This window comes from Wenzhouxiangella sp. XN79A (assembly GCF_012272825.1).
Taxonomy (GTDB): domain Bacteria; phylum Pseudomonadota; class Gammaproteobacteria; order Xanthomonadales; family Wenzhouxiangellaceae.
In genome coordinates this window covers 15,785-36,403 of record NZ_JAAWWS010000146.1, presented here as the reverse complement: position 1 = coordinate 36,403, position 20,619 = coordinate 15,785, and the positions used below count along the sequence as shown (strand labels likewise).

Annotated in this window: 14 protein-coding genes; 6 read left to right on the top strand and 8 right to left on the bottom strand. The window is 61.4% G+C overall.

Translation table 11 applies throughout. The annotated features are described in order from the left end of the window. Window positions 1-25 precede the first annotated feature (25 nt). The 7 genes from HFP89_RS08110 to HFP89_RS08080 all read right to left on the bottom strand — a co-directional run bounded on the left by HFP89_RS08110 (window position 26) and on the right by HFP89_RS08080 (window position 11,951). Entirely contained in the window at window positions 26-1,306 is a 1,281-nt protein-coding gene (locus HFP89_RS08110) for a hypothetical protein (protein WP_168717156.1), read from the bottom strand. A 336-nt stretch (window positions 1,307-1,642) separates the two neighbouring features. Continuing rightward, complete coding sequence (locus tag HFP89_RS08105) at window positions 1,643-3,001, bottom strand: hypothetical protein (RefSeq protein WP_168717155.1); 1,359 nt, start codon at window positions 2,999-3,001, stop codon at window positions 1,643-1,645. 12 nt (window positions 3,002-3,013) lie between these two features. Next, a complete protein-coding gene (locus HFP89_RS08100; RefSeq protein WP_168717154.1) occupies window positions 3,014-4,894 on the bottom strand; it encodes a hypothetical protein in 1,881 nt (626 codons plus the stop codon). A 31-nt stretch (window positions 4,895-4,925) separates the two neighbouring features. After that, window positions 4,926-6,074, bottom strand: coding sequence for an AAA family ATPase (locus tag HFP89_RS08095; RefSeq protein WP_168717153.1), 1,149 nt, complete (start codon window positions 6,072-6,074; stop codon window positions 4,926-4,928). Between the two features lie 144 nt (window positions 6,075-6,218). Continuing rightward, on the bottom strand, window positions 6,219-9,725 hold the full coding sequence (locus HFP89_RS08090; protein ID WP_168717152.1) for a hypothetical protein: 3,507 nt from the start codon (window positions 9,723-9,725) through the stop codon (window positions 6,219-6,221). Further along, window positions 9,722-10,996: a metallophosphoesterase gene (locus HFP89_RS08085; RefSeq protein ID WP_168717151.1), complete on the bottom strand. Its 1,275-nt coding sequence runs from the start codon at window positions 10,994-10,996 to the stop codon at window positions 9,722-9,724. The genes HFP89_RS08090 and HFP89_RS08085 overlap by 4 nt, the downstream gene beginning before the upstream one ends. A gap of 400 nt (window positions 10,997-11,396) precedes the next feature. Beyond that, window positions 11,397-11,951, bottom strand: coding sequence for a hypothetical protein (locus HFP89_RS08080; protein ID WP_168717150.1), 555 nt, complete (start codon window positions 11,949-11,951; stop codon window positions 11,397-11,399). A 340-nt stretch (window positions 11,952-12,291) separates the two neighbouring features. On the opposite strand from HFP89_RS08080, the gene HFP89_RS08075 reads away from it, so the two are divergent. Genes HFP89_RS08075 through HFP89_RS08055 form a run of 5 tightly spaced genes read left to right on the top strand, consistent with a single transcriptional unit; the run spans window position 12,292 to window position 19,491 of the window. Then, a complete protein-coding gene (locus tag HFP89_RS08075; RefSeq protein WP_168717149.1) occupies window positions 12,292-14,643 on the top strand; it encodes an NERD domain-containing protein kinase family protein in 2,352 nt (783 codons plus the stop codon). A gap of 44 nt (window positions 14,644-14,687) precedes the next feature. Further along, window positions 14,688-16,532, top strand: a complete 1,845-nt coding sequence (locus HFP89_RS08070) for a hypothetical protein (RefSeq protein ID WP_168717148.1) — start codon at window positions 14,688-14,690, stop codon at window positions 16,530-16,532. Beyond that, complete coding sequence (locus tag HFP89_RS08065; RefSeq protein ID WP_168717147.1) at window positions 16,522-17,490, top strand: hypothetical protein; 969 nt, start codon at window positions 16,522-16,524, stop codon at window positions 17,488-17,490. The genes HFP89_RS08070 and HFP89_RS08065 overlap by 11 nt, the downstream gene beginning before the upstream one ends. Then, entirely contained in the window at window positions 17,487-18,221 is a 735-nt protein-coding gene (locus HFP89_RS08060) for a DUF6339 family protein (RefSeq protein WP_168717146.1), read from the top strand. The genes HFP89_RS08065 and HFP89_RS08060 overlap by 4 nt, the downstream gene beginning before the upstream one ends. Before the next feature lie 4 nt (window positions 18,222-18,225). Further along, window positions 18,226-19,491, top strand: a complete 1,266-nt coding sequence (locus tag HFP89_RS08055; protein ID WP_168717145.1) for a DNA cytosine methyltransferase — start codon at window positions 18,226-18,228, stop codon at window positions 19,489-19,491. A gap of 77 nt (window positions 19,492-19,568) precedes the next feature. Here HFP89_RS08055 and HFP89_RS08050 read toward each other — a convergent pair whose 3' ends face one another. Beyond that, window positions 19,569-19,961 (bottom strand): DUF3427 domain-containing protein, encoded by a 393-nt coding sequence (locus HFP89_RS08050; protein ID WP_206212276.1) that lies wholly within the window; start codon window positions 19,959-19,961, stop codon window positions 19,569-19,571. A 62-nt stretch (window positions 19,962-20,023) separates the two neighbouring features. Between HFP89_RS08050 and HFP89_RS08045 the strand changes: the two genes are divergently transcribed. After that, window positions 20,024-20,497: a very short patch repair endonuclease gene (locus HFP89_RS08045; protein ID WP_168717143.1), complete on the top strand. Its 474-nt coding sequence runs from the start codon at window positions 20,024-20,026 to the stop codon at window positions 20,495-20,497. Window positions 20,498-20,619 lie beyond the last annotated feature (122 nt).

Below are 20,619 nucleotides of genomic sequence, written 5' to 3'. Positions count from 1 at the left end.
GGCGCTTACGGAAGCCCGGATATGGCTACTTGCGCTCGGGAATGATCGATTCGAGGCCCAGGCCACGCCCGACCACCTTGGGCCAGCCATCGGCCGTGGTCTTCGAGATCAGATCGGCCCAGTAGACGGGCGCAGGCAGTCGGGGTTGGTGGAACACGCCCAGCGCAGGTTGCCGGCACAGAAGGGTAGTGAGCGAGGTCGCCCTCGATATCAGGTTCGGATCGTTCACGCCGATCCGGATCGGCATCTTCCAGCCGGAGACGGTATCCCTGTTGCTGCTGGTCTGCAGCAGTAACCGGCTGTCCGGATAGATCAGGGCATCACCGAATCGTGCCGGATGCAGCTTTCCGTCGCGGTTCCGGTAGAGCACGGCCCGTGGATGCTTGACGACCGATACGGTCATGCCGTTGGGCGAGATCTCCTGGCGGCTCTCGGTATGGAAGCGACCATCGCGGAATACGGTCAGCGCTCGCCGAGCGCGGTCCTCGGGCAGCAGCCTGTCGATGGCGCTCCCCGGCAGATGTTCAGCGAGCTCGGTGCCGACGATACTGCACGAGATCGCGTTCTCGTCGATTTCCACTCGTGAACACACCCAGCGGGAACGTCGTCGGTCTCGATCGTGCCCGGCATCGAGTCCCAGCACCGCTCCGTCCCGTTCGCTCACGGCAGCAGTCCACGGAATGCCGCCGGCGAGCATGAACAGGTCGAAGGCCAGGTTGGTGCATGCGCTCGAAGACCGCAGGGTCGATTCGCGCACGATCCGGAACCGATGCCCTGCAGCTTCGCTGGCCCGCAGCCAGTCGATCCAGGGCGAGTCGTATATGTCCTCGTTGTCCGGAATCATGAGCACGCCGATCGCGGGCGGTTCCATGAGGCGATCACGGAGAATCTCGGTCTTGCGGATCGAAATCGAAAGGTCCGGCCACCACTTGCGGAACGCCGCTTCGATCGCTGCCGAGGCCTGGCCGTTCATGGTTCGGCCGACGATCGTCAGATCGACCCTGCTCGGGCTGCGGAGAGGTACGCGGCCGATGACGATCGACTTGAAGGGTTCCTCCAGGGCACTGCTACCCTTGCCGTTCCGAATCGCGAGGGCCGGCTGATCGACCGGCTCCAGCGGAATGCGTTCGGGATTCCATCCGGCAGCCCGTGCCGCGCGGAACCAGACCGAAGCTGCGTGCAGATGGGTCGTCAGGGAGAGGTCGCTGGCACTCCGCAGCCACTGCGCTGCTTCGGGAAATCGCGCGTGGATCTTCGCGGGCGATATCGGTTCGGCACCCGTGCCGGCGCGCTCGGAGTGCAGCATGAAGCGGTTGCCGGCGCAGACCTCGAGCCCGGGTGAGTCACTTGCCGGCCACAGGACCCGAAAGCGGAGATCGACCAGGCGATGGAGTCCGAGCGTCGGGTGGTCCTTTCGGCCCCACGAGGGAAGGACCAGGGTCGGGCGGTCGCTGTCGATCGATGCGAGCTCGCCTCGCGATGCTCGTGCACAGTCATGGAGCAGGGCGTCCAGCAACTCCCGACCGTTGCTCCACGCGGTTGGCGGATCGAGTTCGAACAGCGTCGCCGCGAGCTCGGTCCCGGGCCGGTCCTGGTCGGGGCCGCTCATTCCTGTGTCACCTTCGGTACGGGCTGTTCCCGGTCAGTTGCCACCGGGCTCCACCGATGCGATCAGGGTGAGCAGGCCGCGGAGAGACTCCCGGAAGGACGATTTCGTGATCTTCAGCACGCCGCTGCTGTTCAGGATCTTCACGGTAGGCGGAAAGCCCTCCTTCGTCAGCAGGGCCTGAGCGGGATCATCCATTCCCGGCACCTTGTGCGGAACGGGCCCGATCAGGATGCCCGCTACGGAATCGTTGTACTGCAAGGTGTTGATATCGAGTGTGTCGAACGCCTTGTAGGAAAGGTGGAACTCGACCCGGTCCTTCTCGATGCCCAGGCTCTTGCAGATGCCGGCCAATTGCGGCTCGGCGACCCGCGACTCGCCCACGACCACGATGCGGGAGCGTCGAGGCAGGAGCTCCCCCGATGGCTCCGGAGCAGCGGGTTCCTCCGGCGGAGTTTCGACGGGCGTGCTCTGCTGCGCAGATTTCCAGTCGTGTTCCAGTGCCTTCAGGCGATCCTCGAGACGCAGGATCAGATCGGTCAGTCGGCCCACCGACGTCGATCGCTGATCGGCCTGTTCCCGCAGCATGTGAAGCTGCAAGCGAAGCTCCTGATTCTCGTTTTCGAGCGTCGTATTGCGCGCTTCGAGCTCGTCGGCCGATTCGGTTGCGCGGGCGAGTCGTTCCCCGAGTGCGTCGACCTCTGCTTGCCATTCCCGTGCTTCGGTCCGGTCCCGATCGGGCTCGATGTCCGGTTCTGCCGCAGGGCCCTCGATTCCGTCGGTGAGCCGATCGAGGCGAGCCAGCGCTTCCTCGATCCGCCCTCTGTCGGGAAGGGGTCGGCCATCGAGAAATCGGGTGACTTCGGCCGAAAGATTCTCGGCCAGTCGTCCATCGGCCTGTTCCGAGAGGCGCCGGGTCGCGGTGTTGATGAAATCGGCCAGCACCGCTGACGCCTGGGCGCTTTCGGGATTCGCTGAAAGCGCATTCTCGATCGGCTCGGTGACCTCGCGGGGTTTACGGATGCAGTAGTCGAGGTCCTCCTGATACGCCAGTTTCGCGGAATACGCCCACGCCCACGGCGGAACGCTTGCCTTGTCGGCAGAGAGATCGCGCAGGAGCAGGAGGTAGTTGCTCGCTTCTCGCGACCTTCCGTAACGGAACAGGAGTCGGGACAGTCTCCTGCAGGCGTCGAGGAACGTGACCGGATCCGAATCGAACGTCAGTCCCCTGACCAGGCACTCCTGATAGACGTCGATCAGAGAGGCGTCATTCCATCCCTCCGGGCGTGCACCCTCTTCTGCTGCCCGCGCGGTCTCGAACGCGGTTTTCCAGTGCCCGCCGGCTCGAAGTCGTTCGAGCGTTTCGATCGCCGTGGCCGGGGTTGCGCTCGCCATGATTCCTGTCGCTCAGTTGGTGGTTTTCGGCGCCAGATCGTTCAATTCGGAAGCGAGATTCTCGAGCACCGAGTCCGGGAGGCCTTCGAGGATGCGATCCAGTGCCTTTCCCCGGGATAGCAATTCTGCGGCCCGTTCGGCGTCCTCCCAGCGAAGAACGGTCGTCAGTTCCTTTTCTCCGACATTCTCGAATGTGATCGCGGACCCGGAGATCCGGCCGACTACGTTCCGGCCGAGCTCGATCGTCAGATCCCTCCGGACGAGTTTCTTGAGGTCGAGGGTGAACGCCGACAGGACACCGTCTACGGCGGCGAGGATCGCATCTGCGGCCTTCGCCGCAGCGTGTGGACCACGAAGCAGTACCTCGGCCTTCTTCTTGACGACAAGCCGATGATCGATGATCTGCAGGCCGAGCGGAATCTCGAATTCGCCGAGCCTGACTTCTACCACCGGTCCGGTTTCCTTCAGATCGAGGTTTCCATGCGTGACGTTCCATCTTGCCTTGCCAGCACGCTTCGAATCCCCTTCGTTCCTGTGAGAAAGAAGGAGCGTCCAGGTCGATCGGTAGACTGCCATCCAGAGTCGACTCCGCAGGTAGGCAGGCCGCAGTCTGCTGCTGCCTGCGGCAGCCGCGAAAAGAGCTAGCGCGGCCTGATGAGCACCGGGCGATTTCTCCTTCAGCAGCTGGACCCGCTGTTCGAAATTCTGGAGCGGGTTGCTGGACCATCCCCAGAACGCGTAGGCAACACCGACCAGTGCCGGGAAGTCATGGAAGTGCTCCGCGAAGTGGTCGACGCGCTGCTCTGCAGTTTCGATGTTCTCCAGGATGACCGAGAGAGCCTCGGTCGCCTGTCCCTGTGCTTCGGGGTGATCGAGTGTCGTAGCCGCAAGACTCTGTTCCGCTGACCGGATGGTTTCAAGCAAGCGGGCCGTCGAGGGGAATTCCGCCGAGTCGACCAGGCTCTTGAAGATATGGGTGAACAGGGCCTGATCGACGGATTCGGGCTCTGATCGGCTGTTGTTCGAGTCCGCCGGGAGCAAGGCCGCCTGGGCACCATCGGGCTGATCCACTGCGCGCAGCTCGGCTTCGAGCGCCCCGGCAACCTGCAGTCCGAACGATGTTTCCGGCGGCAGCACCCTCGGCGCTGTGCCCGGCTTCAGATCCTGCTTCCTCGCAGCAGCCAGCAACTGTTTGAGGAGTTCTTTTGCATCGGCTTCCAGCAGCTTCCGCTTGGGGACCGAAGGATCGCCGGAAACGAGCTGTCTCAGAAGCGCGACGCTGCCGATGTCGAAGGTGACGGTCCGCGCATCACCGATCTCGGTTCTGGCGAGGAGAGCGGTCGTCGCGGCAGCAGCAGCAAGCCTTTCGTGTTTCTCCGCTGCTCGATCCCTCGTGCCTGGGGGCAGGGAAGTGGAACCTGGACCCGGGCCTGGAACGTCATTTCCGGCATCGCTCGAAGAGCGCGTTCGGATCCACTCGCCACGGCCGGGGAGAAGGCGCCTCAGGGTGCTTTGAAACTCTTTCTCGCTCCTTTCGTTACAGAAGTGGATCTCGTTGGCAAATGCCGCAGGGAGACACGGAACGGCGACGGTCACAAGGGGTCTGTTGCTTGATGGTTCCGGCTTCGCCGAACCGACGGCGTTGCCGACCGAGTCGACCTGTCGAAGCGTATCGCCCAGCGCGCACTCCATGTCGCCGGGTAGTTGGAAACGGACGATCGCGGTGCTTTCCGAAGAATGGGCGAGTGGGGGAGCGTCTCCGGGTGAAGCCGTATCGTCGAGGACGAGCCTCGACCAGGATCGGCAGGATGGATCGACCGAAAAGACCATCGCGACGATGCAGTCCGAAAGTCTGTTGGTGTCGATCTCCAGCCAGGCGGTAATCAGGGTCATCTTGTATTCCGGGTTGGTCCACAAAGTCGCTTCAGTCGGAAGCTCGGCGTATCTGCCCCTCGGAGCACGCTCTTTCGAGCGCTCGGGTCAGCCATGAAGTCGGAAGATCTTCCGAATGCGAAAACTCCAGGTAGCTTCGTGCTCGCGTGGCAACGACATAGACGAGATTCTGGTTGGTCTCCACCAGTTCCGGGTCGGTTTCCGCATGAAGCTCCGGCGTTTCGAGAAACGGCATGAAGACCGCGTCGAACTCGAGGCCCTTCATCATGTCGTGGGCAAGTACGGTTGCCCCTTTGGCTGTCGCGCTGTAGGTGCCATCGTTGGCGTTCTTGTTGCTGTAGAACTGCGTCGGCACTTCCGAGGCCTCGAGCTTGCCGAGAAGTGCGCGCGAACGACTCCGAGGAACAGCGATCGCGATCCTGTCTGCCGGATTGTTCGCATGATAGGTCTCGACCCGCTCGACGACCTCATCGATGTCCGCTCGTCGTAGCGAAGGTTTCGGACCCTCCTTTCGAATCGCGTTGTCGGGTATCTCGTAGGTCTGCGGAGGTCGGAGTGCGTGTGCCGCGTCGAGAATCGGCTGGCTGTTGCGGAAGTTGCGACTGAGATCGAACGTCCGGTTCGGCCCCTGATCGAAGATCGTACGGATCTCTGCAAGTTGACAGAGTCCATGCTCCCTCGCCGATGCACTGATGGCCTGTTTGTCATCCACGAAAATGGTCGCGTTCTCGGAACAGGTCGCGAGTATTTCCAGCAGGGGAGCGGGCACATCCTGGCACTCGTCGATGATGAGGTGCCCGATGATCTTGTTTCCGTTGGCCTTCTTGTCGATGATTTCGCGGACCCGCTTCCAATCGTAGTTCCAGACATTCGAGGGCGGTTTGAATCGGGTCATGTGCCAGAGCCATGAGTGACAGGTCTGAGCGGTTCCCGAGCCAAGGCCGACAGCATTCAGCGCGTCATCGAGATGGAGCTGCAACGGCTTGTTGTAGACCAGCAGCTTGACCGGCGTGTCGGGTTCGAGATCGCGAAGCCTTGCCACGCGGTGGATCGCGAGGATGCTCTTTCCCGTTCCGGGTCCGCCACGGACGAAGTAGGTCTTGTCCGTGGGCAGGTTGATGATCGGGATCTGCTCGTCCCGCGAAAGCTCCTGCCATTCAGGAAGCCTGAAATCCGACATTGCCTTCCCCTTCGCTACTCACCTTGTTTCCGGACGAGGGTGCCATTCCCCGCTGCATGGTAGCGCGGAGCAGTGCGGTTTTTCCAGAATTGCGTTGGCGTCACCGTCGATTTCTCGTCCGATCGAAGCCGCCCCCCCCCTGCATCAGGCTGGTGGGCGAACATGGTTGTGGCTTGCACCCTCCAACCAATCCACCTGTGCCTGCGCGCTCGCCACGGGCGTGTTCCGATCGAGCCGGAGCAGCACGCGCTGGCGTCGGGCATCGGCGGTCAGCGGCTCGCGGTCGTCGACGTAGCCCTGCTCGCGAAGGAGTTCGGCGAGTTCCTTGCGTTTGGGGGCATTCAATCGACGATGGGTGTCCGCGTCCCAGTCGAACGGCTCTTCCAGCCGTTCGAGCAGGGCTTGGGCGTTCCAGCCGCACTCTTCCGCGCAGTGAGCGACGCCCTCGATGTTCCTGTCGGACAGGGCGCCGGCTTCCTTCGCCAGCTCGAGCGTCTCACGGGTGACGGACCGGCCCCGCCCGACGCGCCAGGCGTCCACCCAGTCCCGGGTGATCCGGCAGCGCTCGCGCAGGGTTTCGCGCAGATCGCCGTCCGGGATCGCGCGTGCGGCTGCGGCGGATTCCAGCAGGGATTCCAGCTGGCCCAGTTTGTCGATGCGCCAGTCCTGCATCAGTGCGTGCAGCAGTTGCAGTTCGTCGTGCAGCAGGTGGAAGGCGTGGATTCCGCCGGGCTCGGCCCCCGGGTCGATCGCCGGCACGTCGAGCGCCTTCGCGTAGTCGGCCGGGGAGCGATCGCCGGGTTCCGGAATCTCCCGCTTCGCAGGCGGTTCGAAGTCCGGCGAAGCGGACCGATCCGTCCGTCCCCGGATCTCGCCCAGGTCGATGCGCTTCGGCGCGTGGCCGGTGGCGTGTGCCCACAGGCGGTGCTCGTGATCGCCGGCGGCCAGGTAGATGATCTGGCGGCCTTCGGCGGCCAGCTGGTCGAAGTTGCGCAGGATGACGCCGGCCCGTTCGTGGTCGCTGGTGGTCAGCGCTTCGTCGATCAGCAGGGGCAGCGCTGCGCCATGCCCGTCCTCGGTGCTCCGGCCCTCGGATACCTGCGCATGCGCCATGCGCAGCGCCAGCAGCAGCTGCATGCGCGTGGCGGTGGACAGTTCCGCGGGGCGGCGCCACTTCTCCTGCACGGTGTCGCGCGCCCGGAAGGCATCGTCGCCGTCCTTGTCGAGGTCGAGCTCCCACTGGCCGTGGGTGAACCGGCGGAAGTGGTCGCGGGCGGCTTCGAGCACCGGGGGTTCCTTCTCGGAACGGTACTCGTCCTCGATCTGTTCGATCAGGAAGTGCCAGGTATCCGCGTCCAGAACACGTTCGCGCACGTCTTCGAGCTCTTCCTGACGGGCGCGGACCTCGGCCAGCGCGGACTCGCGATCGTGCCGGGATTCCGCGACTCGGACCCGTTCCTGGATCCGGGCCCGCTCATCCTTCAGTCCTTCCAGTCCCTCGCTCTTTCGCACCGCGTCCTCGAGACGGCGCTCGAGGTCTTCCAGTGCACCACGTTCCGCCATCTCGATCAGCTCGGGATGATCCTGGAGCTTCGCGCGCCGATCGTCGACGATGCGCCGGGCGCCGTCGAGGTCCCGGTCGAGCGCCTGCCAGTCGTCGAGCCGCTCCATGCGCTCCTCCAGCTCGCGGCGCTGACCGTCCTCCAGCCCGGCATCGCGATACACGGCCGCGCGGCTCCGTGCTTCGGTTTCGGCGCGTTCGCGCAGACCCTTCAGTTCCCGGCGGGTGCTGTCGATGGTCCGTTGCGCCTCCTCGGCCCGACGGCAGCGCTCGCGCAGTTCCTCGAACACGGCGGTCAGTTCGTCATGACGCGTCGGCAGCGTCTCCGGTACACCCGGTCGGCCGGCGAGGAAGTCGGTGACGAGTTCTCGCGTCCCAGTGTGCTCGCGCTCCAGTGCTTCGGCCCGTGCTTCGGCCACGTTCTTCGAATCGACGGCCTGCTGCCAGGCGTGCAGGCGCCCCAGGAAGTCGCCGTGCTCGCGCAGCAGAGCGGGGTCGAATCCGAGTTCGGTCGCCAGGGCCTCTCGCTGGGTTTCCAGTGCTCCGAGTTCGCGCTCCGCGCGTTCCATTTCCTTACGCCAGCCTTCGCGTCGCTGCCCGCGTTCGTCCTCGACCTTCCGCGCGGCGAGCCTGCGGTCGAGGTCGGCCAGCAGTTGTCGCACCGAGTCGCGGTCCCAGCGCTCGGGCTGCGGCAGTTGCAGGGCACGGTACTTTTCCGCCTCGGCGTCGGCCGGGCTCGCGGTCGTGCGCGGGCGCGTCATTCCGACCAGCACCAGGCCGACCACCACCAGGCCCGCGCCGACGAGGCCCAGCCAGCCGGGTGCGCCCAGGCCCGGCGCTGCCGCAGCGGCCGCACCGAGCACCGCGATGCCGATTCCGAGCCAGGGCGGGCGGTTCCCGGCCACGCTGCCCGCTACGGGTGCGGCGAGCCAGTCGCGCAGCAGCGTGGTGCCGCGAACCAGTGAATCTGCGTCGGCGCCCGCGGTCTCCTCGGTCCGCTCCCGAAGCAGGCTCTCGTACTCGCTGCGGCGCCGCTCGGCGCTGTCGATGCGGCCGACCAGTTCGCGCGCCTTCGAGACGCTGTCCTCGTCGATCCGGGGCAGCGCTGCCGCTTCGTCGGTCCTCGAACCGAGGCGTTCGCGCGCGCTCCGGCTGCGGGTCCGGGCCTCGGTGACGGTGGCCCGCTGCTCGGTCAGCTTCTCTTCCAGGTTCCCGAGCTGCCTCAGTCGTTCCTGCGTCAGGTCCAGTTCTTCGGCTCCGGGGCGCTCGTCTTCGAGATCCGTCGATGCGAGGGCCTGCCGCGCGTCCTGAAGCGTTCGTTCCCGCTCGCGCTGCTCGTCGGCGATGCGGCGCAGGCGCTCGTCCAGTTCGTCCAGTCGAGTGAGTTCGTGGCCCCGCAGCCGGTCCATGCCTTCGGGGAGGCGCTGGCGCCGCTCTTCGAGGCCGGTCAGTTCGCGACGCGCGACGAGGAGTTCGCGGGCCTGGCGGAGCCGATCGGTATCGCGGGCAGCACCCTCGGCGTCTCGGATCCCTTCTTCGAGCTCCGGCAGCCGTTGCTGGTCCCTGAAGATCTGCGCCTGCTCGCGCTCGACATCCCTGAGCTGCGTCTCGGCAGCTTCCAGCGCGCGGTTCTGGGCAGTTCCGACCTTCGATTGCCGCTCCTGCTCGTTCCGGAGCGCTTCGAGATCGAATCCGCCCTGCAGTTCGCGAAGCAGCGCCGCCGCGAGTCGCTGCTCGTCGGTGCCCTGTACCTTCATCAGGTCCTCGACGCCGATGAGGTGGCTGGCGATCGCATCGATCGGCAGTGGCGGCGGCTCGGCGGGCCGTCCGTCGCGCTCCCACGCAGGTGGGCTGCTTCCATTGCGGTGGACCGTCCAGATCGATCCGCCGTCGTGGAATTCAGCGGTCAGCGAAATATCTCGCGGGTCGCCCTTGCCGGGGTTCAGCAGATAGCGCAGGGCCCGGATGACGCTGCTCTTGCCGATGCCGTTCGGGCCGGTGATGAAGTTGGTGCAGGCGTCGAACTCGTCGATGGAGAAGCCCCGGCCGATGCCGGGCATGCTGCGGATGTCGATGCGGGCCAGTTTCATTGCGTCACCTCCTTGTTCTGCTGCTCGATCAGACGCTCCAGCAGACGGGAAGCGGAGCCACGCAACCGGTCGGCGATCGCCTCGTCGTCCAGGGGTGGCGATTCCAGCTTGCGCCATCGGGATTCCTCGGTCGTACCGCGCAGTCGATCCCGGGCCCGTTCGATCAGTTCGCGTCGGGCGTCATTCCCGGGCGCACCATCGAGCGCCAGCAGCCGCCGGGCGAGCAGGCCGATGTGGTTCGTCTCCTCGGCCAGGCGATGCAGGTCGCGCTCGGGTTTCGTGTGGAGCTCGAATTTCTCGATGAACGCGAATCGGGTGCCGTGGCCCGACACGTTGCGCTTCTCGAGTTCCTCCAGGTGGGCGGCCACGTCGTTGGTCCGGTCGGTGCTGCCGGTCAGACGCAGTCGGATGCCGAGCGCTTCGGGCGGCATCAAGTGGCCGTCGAGGGCGTCATCCAGCAACTCCAGTTCACGCAGCAGGCGGTTCTCCACGTCCTCGGCCCGTTCGATACCGGTCAGGTCCAGCGTCATCCGTGCCCAGTGCAGGGGCGCCAGGCGCTGCTGTTCGACCGACTCGATTCGCCCGCCCGAGACACGGATCAGCCACGGGCCTCGCGCGCCGTGCTCGCCGGGGTGCATGCCGGTGATGGAGCCGAGATAGCCGCTGGGTCGTTGCGCGGTCAGCGCATCCGGCACGTGGATGTGGCCGAGCAGCCAGCCGTCCAGGCCGGCCGCATCGAGTTCGGCCGAGGAGACCGGCGCATAGCGCGAGTCGCGCACGTCCCGGTCGCAGTGCAGCAGGCCCAGGTTCACCCCGGGGCCGCGGTCGAAGGCGTGTCCGGCCAGCGGAGACCGATCGACCCGTCGGGTCGGGAACGACCAGCCGTGCAGGGTCAGTCCTTCGCCCACGTCAAGCCTCGCCCACTCGCCGCCCTCGCCGAGAAGATGGAAATCGGGCAGCTCCTCGACCAGGCGTGGCAGCACCTCTACGTCGTGATTGCCGGCGACGCCGACGACGCGGATGCCGTGGCGGCCCAGCCGCGCGATGCCATCCTTCAGCAGTCGATAGGCCTCGAAGAAGTCGTCGTCCCGGTCGACCAGGTCGCCGGCCAGCGCCACGGCGTCGACGCCGAGGTCGATCGCGTGGCGCACGATCCGTTCCCAGGCTTCGGCGGAGCCGTAGGCAGCGCCATCGCGCGCCAGTTCGTCCGGCAGCCGCGACGGTCTGCGGCCCAGATGCATGTCGCCGACGGCGAGCAGTCGTGTGGTCATGATGTCGTCCTCCCGATGTCATTGCTTTCGCGCCGCCCCACGGCACGTCAGCCCTTCATTCTGCACATGCCCCGGACGGTTCCTGTCGCTTTGTGGTCGTCGACAGGAATGCGGCCCGACGCTCGTGGTAAGGAAGAGGAATTCGCATTCCGGATCCCGCGTCGCGGAATCGACTTCCGCAAGGGTCCTGCCGGTCGCTCTTCTGCGGGTCCTGTCGTTGTCGATGACCGGTTTCGAGTGCCCGGATGCCGGATCGGGCCAGCCTCGCGTGCCTTGCACAGGGACCAACCGGGAAGAGCCTGCGCAAGCCGGCAAGCCGGCAAGCCAGGGTGCGATGCGCGATGGCTTTGTGACACGTCACAAACGAACGATCACCTTTGGCGTGCTCCCCTCCGGCAGCTCAGTGCGCTGTCCGCTCCTCGATCGCCTTCCAGAAACCAGGAGGATCGTATTGTTTCGCCTGCGGGGTCAGCCGGTAGACACCGCGTTCCGGGTTCTCGACCAGTCCCGCCTCCTGCATCACGTTCAGCAGGATGTAGACCTGGTAGCTGGGGTGTGCCCCTTCCTTGATCAGTTTCGCCGGCTTGAATCTGCGGTTCTGCCCGGTGATCGACCGGAAGATCTCCTCGAAGGCGCTTCGATCGACCTTCTGGACGTAGATGGATTCGCCATCCTGCCGAAGGCCCTCCTTGTAGAGTGTCGAGCCGGTGCGGAAGAAACGCGGATAGGTCGCGTCCTCGGACAGCGCAGGCGCGGGGGCGGTCGGCGCGAGGGCCGGCGCACCGGTGTACAAGGACACCGCGTGCGCCTGCAGTCGGGCGAGCTGTTCCATGATCCCGGTCAGCTCCCGGCTGGTGCCGAATGCGTCCTGCTCCAGCGCCTCGATGTTCGCGGCCTTGAGTGCCTGCTTAAGTGCCCGGAACGCCCGTTCGAGCTCTTTCGCCTGGTCGGCCATCGAATGGTCCTTGCGCGTTGCGTATACGTAATGATACGCTGTACACTGTGCATACGCAAATGGTGAATCCAGGCCGGAATCGAGAGCGCGGCATCGGCTACCGGGTGACTGGCCCGAGGGCGCCGGCGGCGAGAGGCTCTCTGGTAGTCTCGGGCATCGAGGTCGGCTGGAAGGGCTCGGGCTGCACTGGCAGGCAGCGTTCGGACGTGGATTGCGACAGGAGGGGGATCGTGAGCTTCGGTAACGGTAGTGGCTACGGGAAAGCGCAGGGTCCATCGGCGCGATGGGTGCTTGGCGTGGCTCTCGTCGCGACGTGCAGGCCGGTCGGTGGCCTCCGCTGATGGCGAAGCACATCGAAGGTGGCCGGCCGAGGACGGCCTCGGAACGCTGGGCGATCGAGTTCCTGAAGAAGAACCTGCCCGACGACGATCTGCTGATCTCGAACATCGATATCACCGAGCGCAACGGCCGTCGGCTCGAGCTCGACGCATTGCTGATCGGAAAATGGGCCGTCCACGTGCTCGAGTTCAAGGGCTGGACGGGTCGCATCGTCGCTGGCGAGCACCTCTGGGACATCGGCAATGGCATGCAGGAAAGGAGTCCGCTCGACCTCACCGGCCACAAGGCGCGTGTGCTGGCGGGGCGTCTGAAGGAAAGGGTGACTGGCAGGATGCACATCCCCTGGTGCCAGGCAGCCGTCTTTCTCACGGGCGCGCAGGGTCGGAACATCGAGCTCGTCCGGGAGCCGAACGCCGGGCAGGTCGCTGGCCCAGAGGACATCGTCGAGCGGTTGACCGATCCCGAGTACGTCGGCAGCAGGTATCGAGATCCGATCACGCCAGCGCAGCGCCGCTTCGTCCTCGAGGCACTGGGCGGGCTGGGTCGGCTTTCGCAGGTGGCGGATCGGATCCAGGGATTCGAGCTGGGTGACGTGATCTCCAGCAATGGTCCCTACGAGGTCCGCGTCGCGACCTACTCGCACGGTGACTTCGAGCGCCGGTTCCTGATTCGCATCGTCGACCGGTCCGCGGATCCGGACGGCGGCCTGGCCAGCTGGTTCGAGAACCGGCTGGTCGATGAATTCCGGCTCCTCCAGGAGCTGTCCGGCGTGGCGGGGATTCCGTATGCCGCCCCGCTGATCGAGGACGATGAGCGCATCGCCCTGGCCGTGGCGATCCCCGAGGGCAGGATGCTGGCCGATCTCGATCCCGCCGACATCCCGGTCGAGCGCCGGATCGGGCTCCTGCGCGCTCTGGCCCGGATCCTGCGCGATGTGCATGTCCGCGGCGCCGTGCACGGCGGGATCGATGCGAGCACCATCGTGGTTTCCGAACAGGACGAGGTCCAACTGGCGGACTTCGCCGCTGCTCCATCCGACGCCGCCCATGGACGTCTCCCTGGTCCAGAGGACGATATCCGGGCGCTGGCGTCGATCTTCCGCCCATGGTTCAGGACCGTAACCGCTGAAGAAGAGCAGGCGGTATCCGGTATCCGGGCATGGCTCGACGCGGTCACCGAACAGGAGGCGGGAGAGGGTCCCGATCTCGTCGAGCTGTTCGCCGTCCTTCGCACGGCCGACGCGGACGCCGGCCCGCGAGCGGCGACGGAGACCGAGGCGCCGTTCGAGCTTGAGGAGGGCGCGACCCTTCGGGATACCTTCCGGCTCGAAGCCGAGCTCGGCGAGTCGGCTTCGGGCTCCACCTGGCGAGCGATGCACGTGCGTGGTCGCTATCCCGTTGCCCTGCAGTTCACCGGTGGGCCGGTGGTCGACGAGCAAGCAGTGCGGCAGCGCTTCGCCGAGATCGCCAATGTCCAGCACCCGCTCGTCGCTCGCGCGTTCGATCTGCGACAGGTGCCCGGCGACGATCGTTTCTATCTGGTCGCGGAGTGGCACGAGGGGCCGGCGCTCACCGATGTGATCGAGGAGGGGCGGAAGGTCGAAATCGATCGCGGTATCCGATGGTTCCGCGATGCGCTTTCGGCGCTGGAGGCGGTTCACCTGGCCGACCTGGCGCACGGAAACATCTGCCCCGACGCGCTGGTCATCGCCGACGATCGCCCGCGTCTGGTCGAGTTCGCGCTTCGCCCCGATTCGGTGTCCGGCGGCGGCGTTCCCTATTCACCCCCGGAGGCCGCAGTCGGAGGAGCGAACAGATCCGTCGATCTGTACGGTATCGTTGCGTCGTTCGTTCACCTCTGGACGGGCGCGCCTCCGGTCAGTCGGCAGGGCGTCGCTCGCACGCTTGGCGAGATCGCGGAGCAGATTCCGAAGGGGATCCCGGGCAGCCTGCGTGACGGGATTCTGGGAATTCTCGACCGGCGGGAACTTCCCGATCCGGGGCGGTATCTCGAGTTCTTCGAGCTGAACGATCTCGCCCGACCGATGACGGAACTGCCGGAAGAATTCCGTAGCGAGTGGGGAATCTCGAAAGGCCACCAGGAGCGGGTCGCGATCTTCCTGATCAACGAATTCGTCGGCAATCCCAATGCGAAGGCCCGAAAGCGCTCGAGCGTCGTGGCCGGTTCACTGGCATTGACGAACGTGCGAGCGAACCGGACGTTGAGAAATGCTGCGAATAGCGCGATTTCGGCGCTGATCAGCAAAGGCGTTATCGAAAAACCGAGGAAGCGGGGTGGGGCGGTTCGGCCCTCGGCTTCCTTTATAGACTCTTGGCAAACACTTGAACGTTAGAGGTCTGTGTTGTCCGAAATCAAGGCATGTATAAGGAAGAAAAAGTGAACAAGACAAGCGGAATTGACGAAGAAGCGTGGGAGCTAAATACGATGGACGGGAAGAATCCCGTTCATACAGGCGGCTTCCTTACAGCGTATGACCAGCGGGAATTTTCTCCCGCTGAAGTGATAGCGAGAGAAAGTGCTCAGAACGCGGGAGATGCTGGCCGTGATGCTCCAGGAATCACACGGATCGAATTCCATCAGCTTAAGGCTGTATCGTCCGAGAAGAGGAGGTTGATTGACCTTCTGCAGCTCGAAAAGTTGCTTTCACCACGGTTGGATGCATTCAAGAAGTCCCCTAAGAACAGCAACTTCGTTGCTTCCGTCGAGGAGTTTCTGTCTACGGGCAAGGAGATGCAAGCTCTACTTATTCGAGACTTCAATACAAGCGGACTGAGCGGACGCTGGGACCGATACGAAGTAACGGATCATTTTGCCAGACTGGTATGTGCGCTCAATCTTGACGATAAATCCGACGCCGATGATGAGACCGGAGGTTCCTTCGGTCTCGGAAAGACCGCGTTCGCTGGGAACTCAAAAATTCACTCCGTAGTTTATCACTCTGTGTTTAAACCTGAGGAAAAAGACGGCGCCTTCCAGAGGCTCATGGTCTCGGGAGTCTATCCAAGACACTCCATAGATGGCGTCGAATATGGTGGCTTCGCTTACTTTGGAAAGACGATCAATGATGGTGAGGATAAAATCGTAAGGCCTCTGCAGAACGAAGAAGCTTCGTCAAAGTGGTCGGAGCTAATGTCCTGCTTCGGGTCTGACTGTCACCGAACGGAAAATCAACACGGAACGGATATCCTCATTCTCTGTTGTGGGATTGACTTCGATAGCCTCAAAAAGGCAATCGAGGATTATTATTTCCCAGCGATTCTCGACAAGCAGCTCGAAGTTTCGTTCCATCACTTTTCGGGCGAGATCAAGCCACCCGAGCCTCTTTCTCGGGATGATCTGAGGCCCTTCATAGAGCTTTTCCATAAAATTCAGAGAAAGGTAGAAGTTGACGACTCGGAACTCGTTGTCAGCAAGCTCAATCGCCGCCGGGGGAAAAACACCGGGTGGTTTGCCGCAGCAGCTTGTGATCCCGATTCGCAAGAAAATCCAAGAAAGAATTCGGTGGCTCTCCTGCGAGGAACCGGCATGGTCATTAATTATTCCAAGGTAGGGTCTGAAGCCTATGAGCCGGCGATCGGAGTTTTCGAGGCAGATGATGACGTGAAGCCTTACTTGAAATACTCGGAAAATCAAGCACATTCACAATGGTCGGAACATGCGCAGCGTTTGAGGGAAATCCACCCTGGAGTCGGGCCTGAGATCGTCAAACATCTGAATAGCGTGATCGCCTCGAGGTTTCTCAAGTTCCAGCAGTCGTTGCAACCCGTGGTCAAGTCATCAAGAAGCAGGGTTGGATTTCTCTCCCGCTTGATGTCAAAGGCGTTCTCCGGGAAACCTGGTGATCCGCAACCTGAGAAAAACTTCGACAATCCCGTTTCCGTTCATCTCAGAAAAAAGGAAAGATCGGGTGCCCATTGCACGTGGAGACTTCAGCTTGTGGAGAATGAACACACACCGAACGAACCTTTCCAACTCATTTTGGAACCCCGAATTTCACTCATGGGCGACTCCAAGCTTACTTCCATCAAGCATATGAATATTCGCGTTCTTGACTCCAAAGACAATGTCATTGAGGAAGGAACTGCGCCAAGAATAATGACGAACTTCTGCAAAGAAAAGCCATTGGATTTCTATATTCAGTACTTCAATCCAGGGGAAAGAAATTACGTTGTCAGGTGCCACTGCAAAGCCAAGTTGAGTGAGGTCCAAAATGCAGTCTGAGATTTCGTTCAACGTTCGTCGAAAAGACTTCTATATTGATGATGTCGGTAGCTTTGACGGTTTCGTGGCAGTAAGCCAGGATCCGGAAAAGCCTGTATCGGAAGAGGAGACTCTTTGCGTAGAGGACTATGGTTTCGACTTCAAGAATGAATGCGTTCTCAAGGTTCGAATCAATCCGAAAGCAATCAAGCTAAACAACGATTCACTCGTAAATCTAGAGGATCTTCAGGTGGTGATTGTCCTGACCGATTACTGCCTTAACAAAAGGATCGTGCTTTTCGTGAAAGCGCTTGAAGAGATAGGCGGCGAGCAGGATCTGAATTATCGATTGAACGAGTTGGCTGAATGTTCGTTCAGTAATGGATTCGAGATTTCCGTATTTGTCACTCTTAGAAGAGACCGCGATAGGGCGAATTTCAAAATATGGAATCGATCGCAAGTCGTTTTTCTCAAGAGATTTACGGCAAGGATCTCGCATGATGAAGCGCTTTTTCAGGTCAACTGGGTCGATTTCGGAGATCCACGAGAGTCAAATAATGTCATCTTGAAAACCCGGTGGTTGGATAGCAACGTATCTATCCTTCCTTCTTTCGAGGTCGTTCAAGTTCTGGGAAATCTTCGATTGCGAGAGCAGTTTGTCCGGTTGGAATCCAATAGCCATTTCGGGCACTTCTGTCTAAAGAACATGGCTGTACCTCTCGTTTCAGAAATAACCTGGCGTTGCCTTCAGTTGGCAAACTTCGAGAAAGATCCAGAGCAAGATTCGCTCCATTACCAGGTGCTTGCCTTGTGCCAGAAGCTTGATCTCGATGCAGATGAGATACGCCGGGCCGCTCTGGATGAAGATAGCCAGGTTCGAGCTAACACTCTGGCGATGTTGAATGCTCGAGTTCAGTCTCTCTTCAGTGTCGGTGGTGACCTTGCCACCATTCGGTTCGGGGGATATAGAACCTCATGAAATACCCTTGTCTTGATCTAGATCCTGCAATCTACGCTTGGAACGCTCGCGCTTCTGGTGAGGATCCGTCGTTTGATAAGTTGTCGATATACGCAAGCGGCTCGGGTGACGATGAGCTGACAGACCTCGAAATTGAGGACTTCCGTCGTGATTTCGAAAATATCGTTTGTCCTTTTATGGAAAAGTATCCCGACGCGTTGCCAAAGTCGCAAGGCGGTAAGTTCGATGCGCTGATCGTTGAATGCGTCTATCGATTCTTTTCTGAGATTCTTCCTGTGGAAGCGCTTTCCGATCTTGCATTTTGGCGCTGGTTGAGCATTGTATCCAGCCGGGGTTACTTCTGGGAATTTCTACTTTGGCGATTTCCGAACAAAGTGCAGATCAATTGGGGAATAGCTCCGCCTGCCGATGCTCGCGAAGTCTACTTTCTTCGCGCTTGGCTGAGGGGGCATCTGATGTACGATCCCGATCTTGAGGACCCGCTCGAGTACGCAAAAAAGGGCGGGGGAGATGTCTGGCGATCCCATATCCTACGTCAGGAATTCGGAAGAGATCGCGAATTCGTAAAGGCGTTTCTCGACTATCTGGAAGCCAAGAAGCTTTCGAGTGATGAGCTGAGAAAAAAGCTTATACCGGCATTGCGGGCTTGGACTGCTCTAGGGTCATTCGCGCATCTGACCTATCAAGAGTGCGCGACCCTTATAGAAAACCTTCACAACGAGGGTCTTTGAGAAAATGCCGATTTCAGCTTCTTTCTGTAAGGAAAGTGGCGTAGTTCAGCACCGCGTCAGCATTGATGGAAGCCACATTCTTGCTACTGTGCCAGCCAACGGCTCCGGGCAGCAAGAGGTTTCCACAGAGTTTTTGCGCGGAGCGCTCGCCCACCCCGTTAAGTACCATGCTAGTGAGCGGCAGCGACGCGTCACTTACGTCGACCTTTTCTGCGGAGGAGGTGGTCTCTCTCTTGGAATAGAGCAGGGGTTGAGATTCTTGGGCTACTCGCCTCGGATGATCGCGGCTGTCGACAAGGACTCCGTGGCGCTGTCCCTGGTTAAGCGTCGTTTCGACCCATTGGTTCCTAGAGCTTGTTCCGTTGACGACCTGTATTCGGCACAACTTACCTTTCGTGAGGGTCACGAAGGATTTGTTACCGGACCGACAATATCGGATGCGGAGCTGGCTCCGTTTGCTGGCAAAGTTGATCTCGTGGTCGGTGGCCCCCCATGTCAGGGGCATTCGAACTTGAACAACCACACTCGCCGAAGAGATCAGCGTAATCTTCTCTATTTTTCTATGATCAGTTGCGCGATTGCGCTGCGGCCAAGATTGATCATAATCGAGAATGTGCCCTCCATTCTGTCGTCATCGGAGAATGTTGTGGAGGTTGGGAAAGCCCTCTTGCGAAACAGTGAGTTTCATGTTTCGGATTTTGTCTTGAATGCCGCCCATTATGGAGTGGCTCAGCGCCGGCAGCGCCATTTCCTTGTTGCTTCAAAAGCCGAGCTGCCTGGCCTTGAACAAGAGCTCAATGCGCTTGCCTTGCCTCAGGTGTCGGTTAACGATGTAATTGGTGACCTACCGGATCTTTCCTATGACGAAGATCTCCTTGAGTCGAATCCAAACCTGTCTGCTCAAAATGTAGAGCGAATACGCTACCTTTTCGAAAATGGCGAGTATGAATTGCCCAACGACCGGCGGCCTGAATGCCACCAGAAGGATCACACGTACCCTGCTGTTTATGGTCGGCTGAAGGGCGATATTCCCTCGCCAACCATAACCACCGGTTTCACTTCGCCGGGACGAGGTAGGTTCATACATCCCTCTGAACGACGCACCATAAACGCAAGGGAGGCCGCGCGTATTCAGAGCTTTCCTGATTGGTACTGGGAAGGAATTGGCGAGTTGGGATTTCGCAGAGCGAACCTTGCAAAGGTGATTGGCGACGCGGTGCCACCTCGGCTAGCAATGAATGTCATTCTGGCCTGCGCAAGTGCTCTTTAGAAATGTCTGCTTGATCGGCAATAGCCCAATGGGAGATCGACTTTGAGCCGCAGCAGAAAAGTCAGGGCTTGCTGAGATCATGGAGTAACGATGTCTATCGGTTTGATGCTCCAGTCGATGCGAACCGGATTTCGGGTCTCAAAGTCAGGCTCTGAGCTTCCGAGTCCCGCGAAGATGAAGTCGTTTTTATTCGACTCGCGCCAAAAGATCAATATCCGATAGTGGCCTGAAATCAAGTTCTTTACCGTCTGCTGTTCGAAATTGGATCGATGCTTGCCGTACCAGATCAAACGATCGCCATGCCAGCAGTTGTCGTAGTCGTCACCTGTTCGTCCCGGTGTGCCGACATTGCAGAATATGTAGTAGTCCGATCCGTGGCGATGATAGCCGTTCAACCAGTCGCCGCCTCTCCTGTTTTCCGGTATACGGAGAATTTCGTAGATGTCGTGTCGAGAGTAGGTTTGGCCCACGATGTACATCGGTGGTGAGGCGCTGATTGGTGGCATGGCTATTTCAGTGATTTCCGGGTTCCATGGTCGATAACGTAGAGAGACAGACCCGTTCCAGGATGATGGCGACAATCGGGCCGAAGGATACCAGGCCGGAGCTCGTGGTCAGGCGCGGATTGCACCGGCTCGGCTTCCGGTTCCGACTGCACCCCCGGAAGCTGCCCGGGAGGCCGGATATCGTGCTTCCGAAGTACCGGGTCGCAATCTTCGTCCACGGCTGCTTCTGGCACCGCCACCCGGGCTGCAGGTTCGCGACCACTCCGAAGACACGCGCCGAGTTCTGGAAGGCGAAGTTCGAAGCCAACGTGGAGCGCGACCGCAGGAAGCAGGAGCAGCTTGAAGCTGCCGGGTGGCGGGTGCTGACGGTCTGGGAATGTGCGCTAAGGCACGATCCGGAGGTGTGCATCGAGACGCTGGCGGGGATGATCCGGGATGCGACCTCCGCGAACTCGGAACTACCCGTCTCGACGGATGCCGGGGTCGGTTCGACGGGCTAGTTGCCGATGTCGAGGGTCCGAGGCGGCCATGCGCGGGCTCGATGTGGGGCTGTTTCTGCACTGACTGGACATGCATTGCGACGGCGGGACATACTCCTTGCACGATTCAGCGTATGGCACAG

Coding starts and splice junctions, on each gene's coding strand:
- HFP89_RS08110 (WP_168717156.1), bottom strand. CDS start 1,306: ATGCTGCACTCCGAGCGCGCCGGCACGGGTGCCGAACCGATATCGCCC.
- HFP89_RS08105 (WP_168717155.1), bottom strand. CDS start 3,001: ATGGCGAGCGCAACCCCGGCCACGGCGATCGAAACGCTCGAACGACTT.
- HFP89_RS08100 (WP_168717154.1), bottom strand. CDS start 4,894: ATGACCCTGATTACCGCCTGGCTGGAGATCGACACCAACAGACTTTCG.
- HFP89_RS08095 (WP_168717153.1), bottom strand. CDS start 6,074: ATGTCGGATTTCAGGCTTCCTGAATGGCAGGAGCTTTCGCGGGACGAG.
- HFP89_RS08090 (WP_168717152.1), bottom strand. CDS start 9,725: ATGAAACTGGCCCGCATCGACATCCGCAGCATGCCCGGCATCGGCCGG.
- HFP89_RS08085 (WP_168717151.1), bottom strand. CDS start 10,996: ATGACCACACGACTGCTCGCCGTCGGCGACATGCATCTGGGCCGCAGA.
- HFP89_RS08080 (WP_168717150.1), bottom strand. CDS start 11,951: ATGGCCGACCAGGCGAAAGAGCTCGAACGGGCGTTCCGGGCACTTAAG.
- HFP89_RS08075 (WP_168717149.1), top strand. CDS start 12,292: ATGGCGAAGCACATCGAAGGTGGCCGGCCGAGGACGGCCTCGGAACGC.
- HFP89_RS08065 (WP_168717147.1), top strand. CDS start 16,522: ATGCAGTCTGAGATTTCGTTCAACGTTCGTCGAAAAGACTTCTATATT.
- HFP89_RS08060 (WP_168717146.1), top strand. CDS start 17,487: ATGAAATACCCTTGTCTTGATCTAGATCCTGCAATCTACGCTTGGAAC.
- HFP89_RS08055 (WP_168717145.1), top strand. CDS start 18,226: ATGCCGATTTCAGCTTCTTTCTGTAAGGAAAGTGGCGTAGTTCAGCAC.
- HFP89_RS08045 (WP_168717143.1), top strand. CDS start 20,024: ATGGTCGATAACGTAGAGAGACAGACCCGTTCCAGGATGATGGCGACA.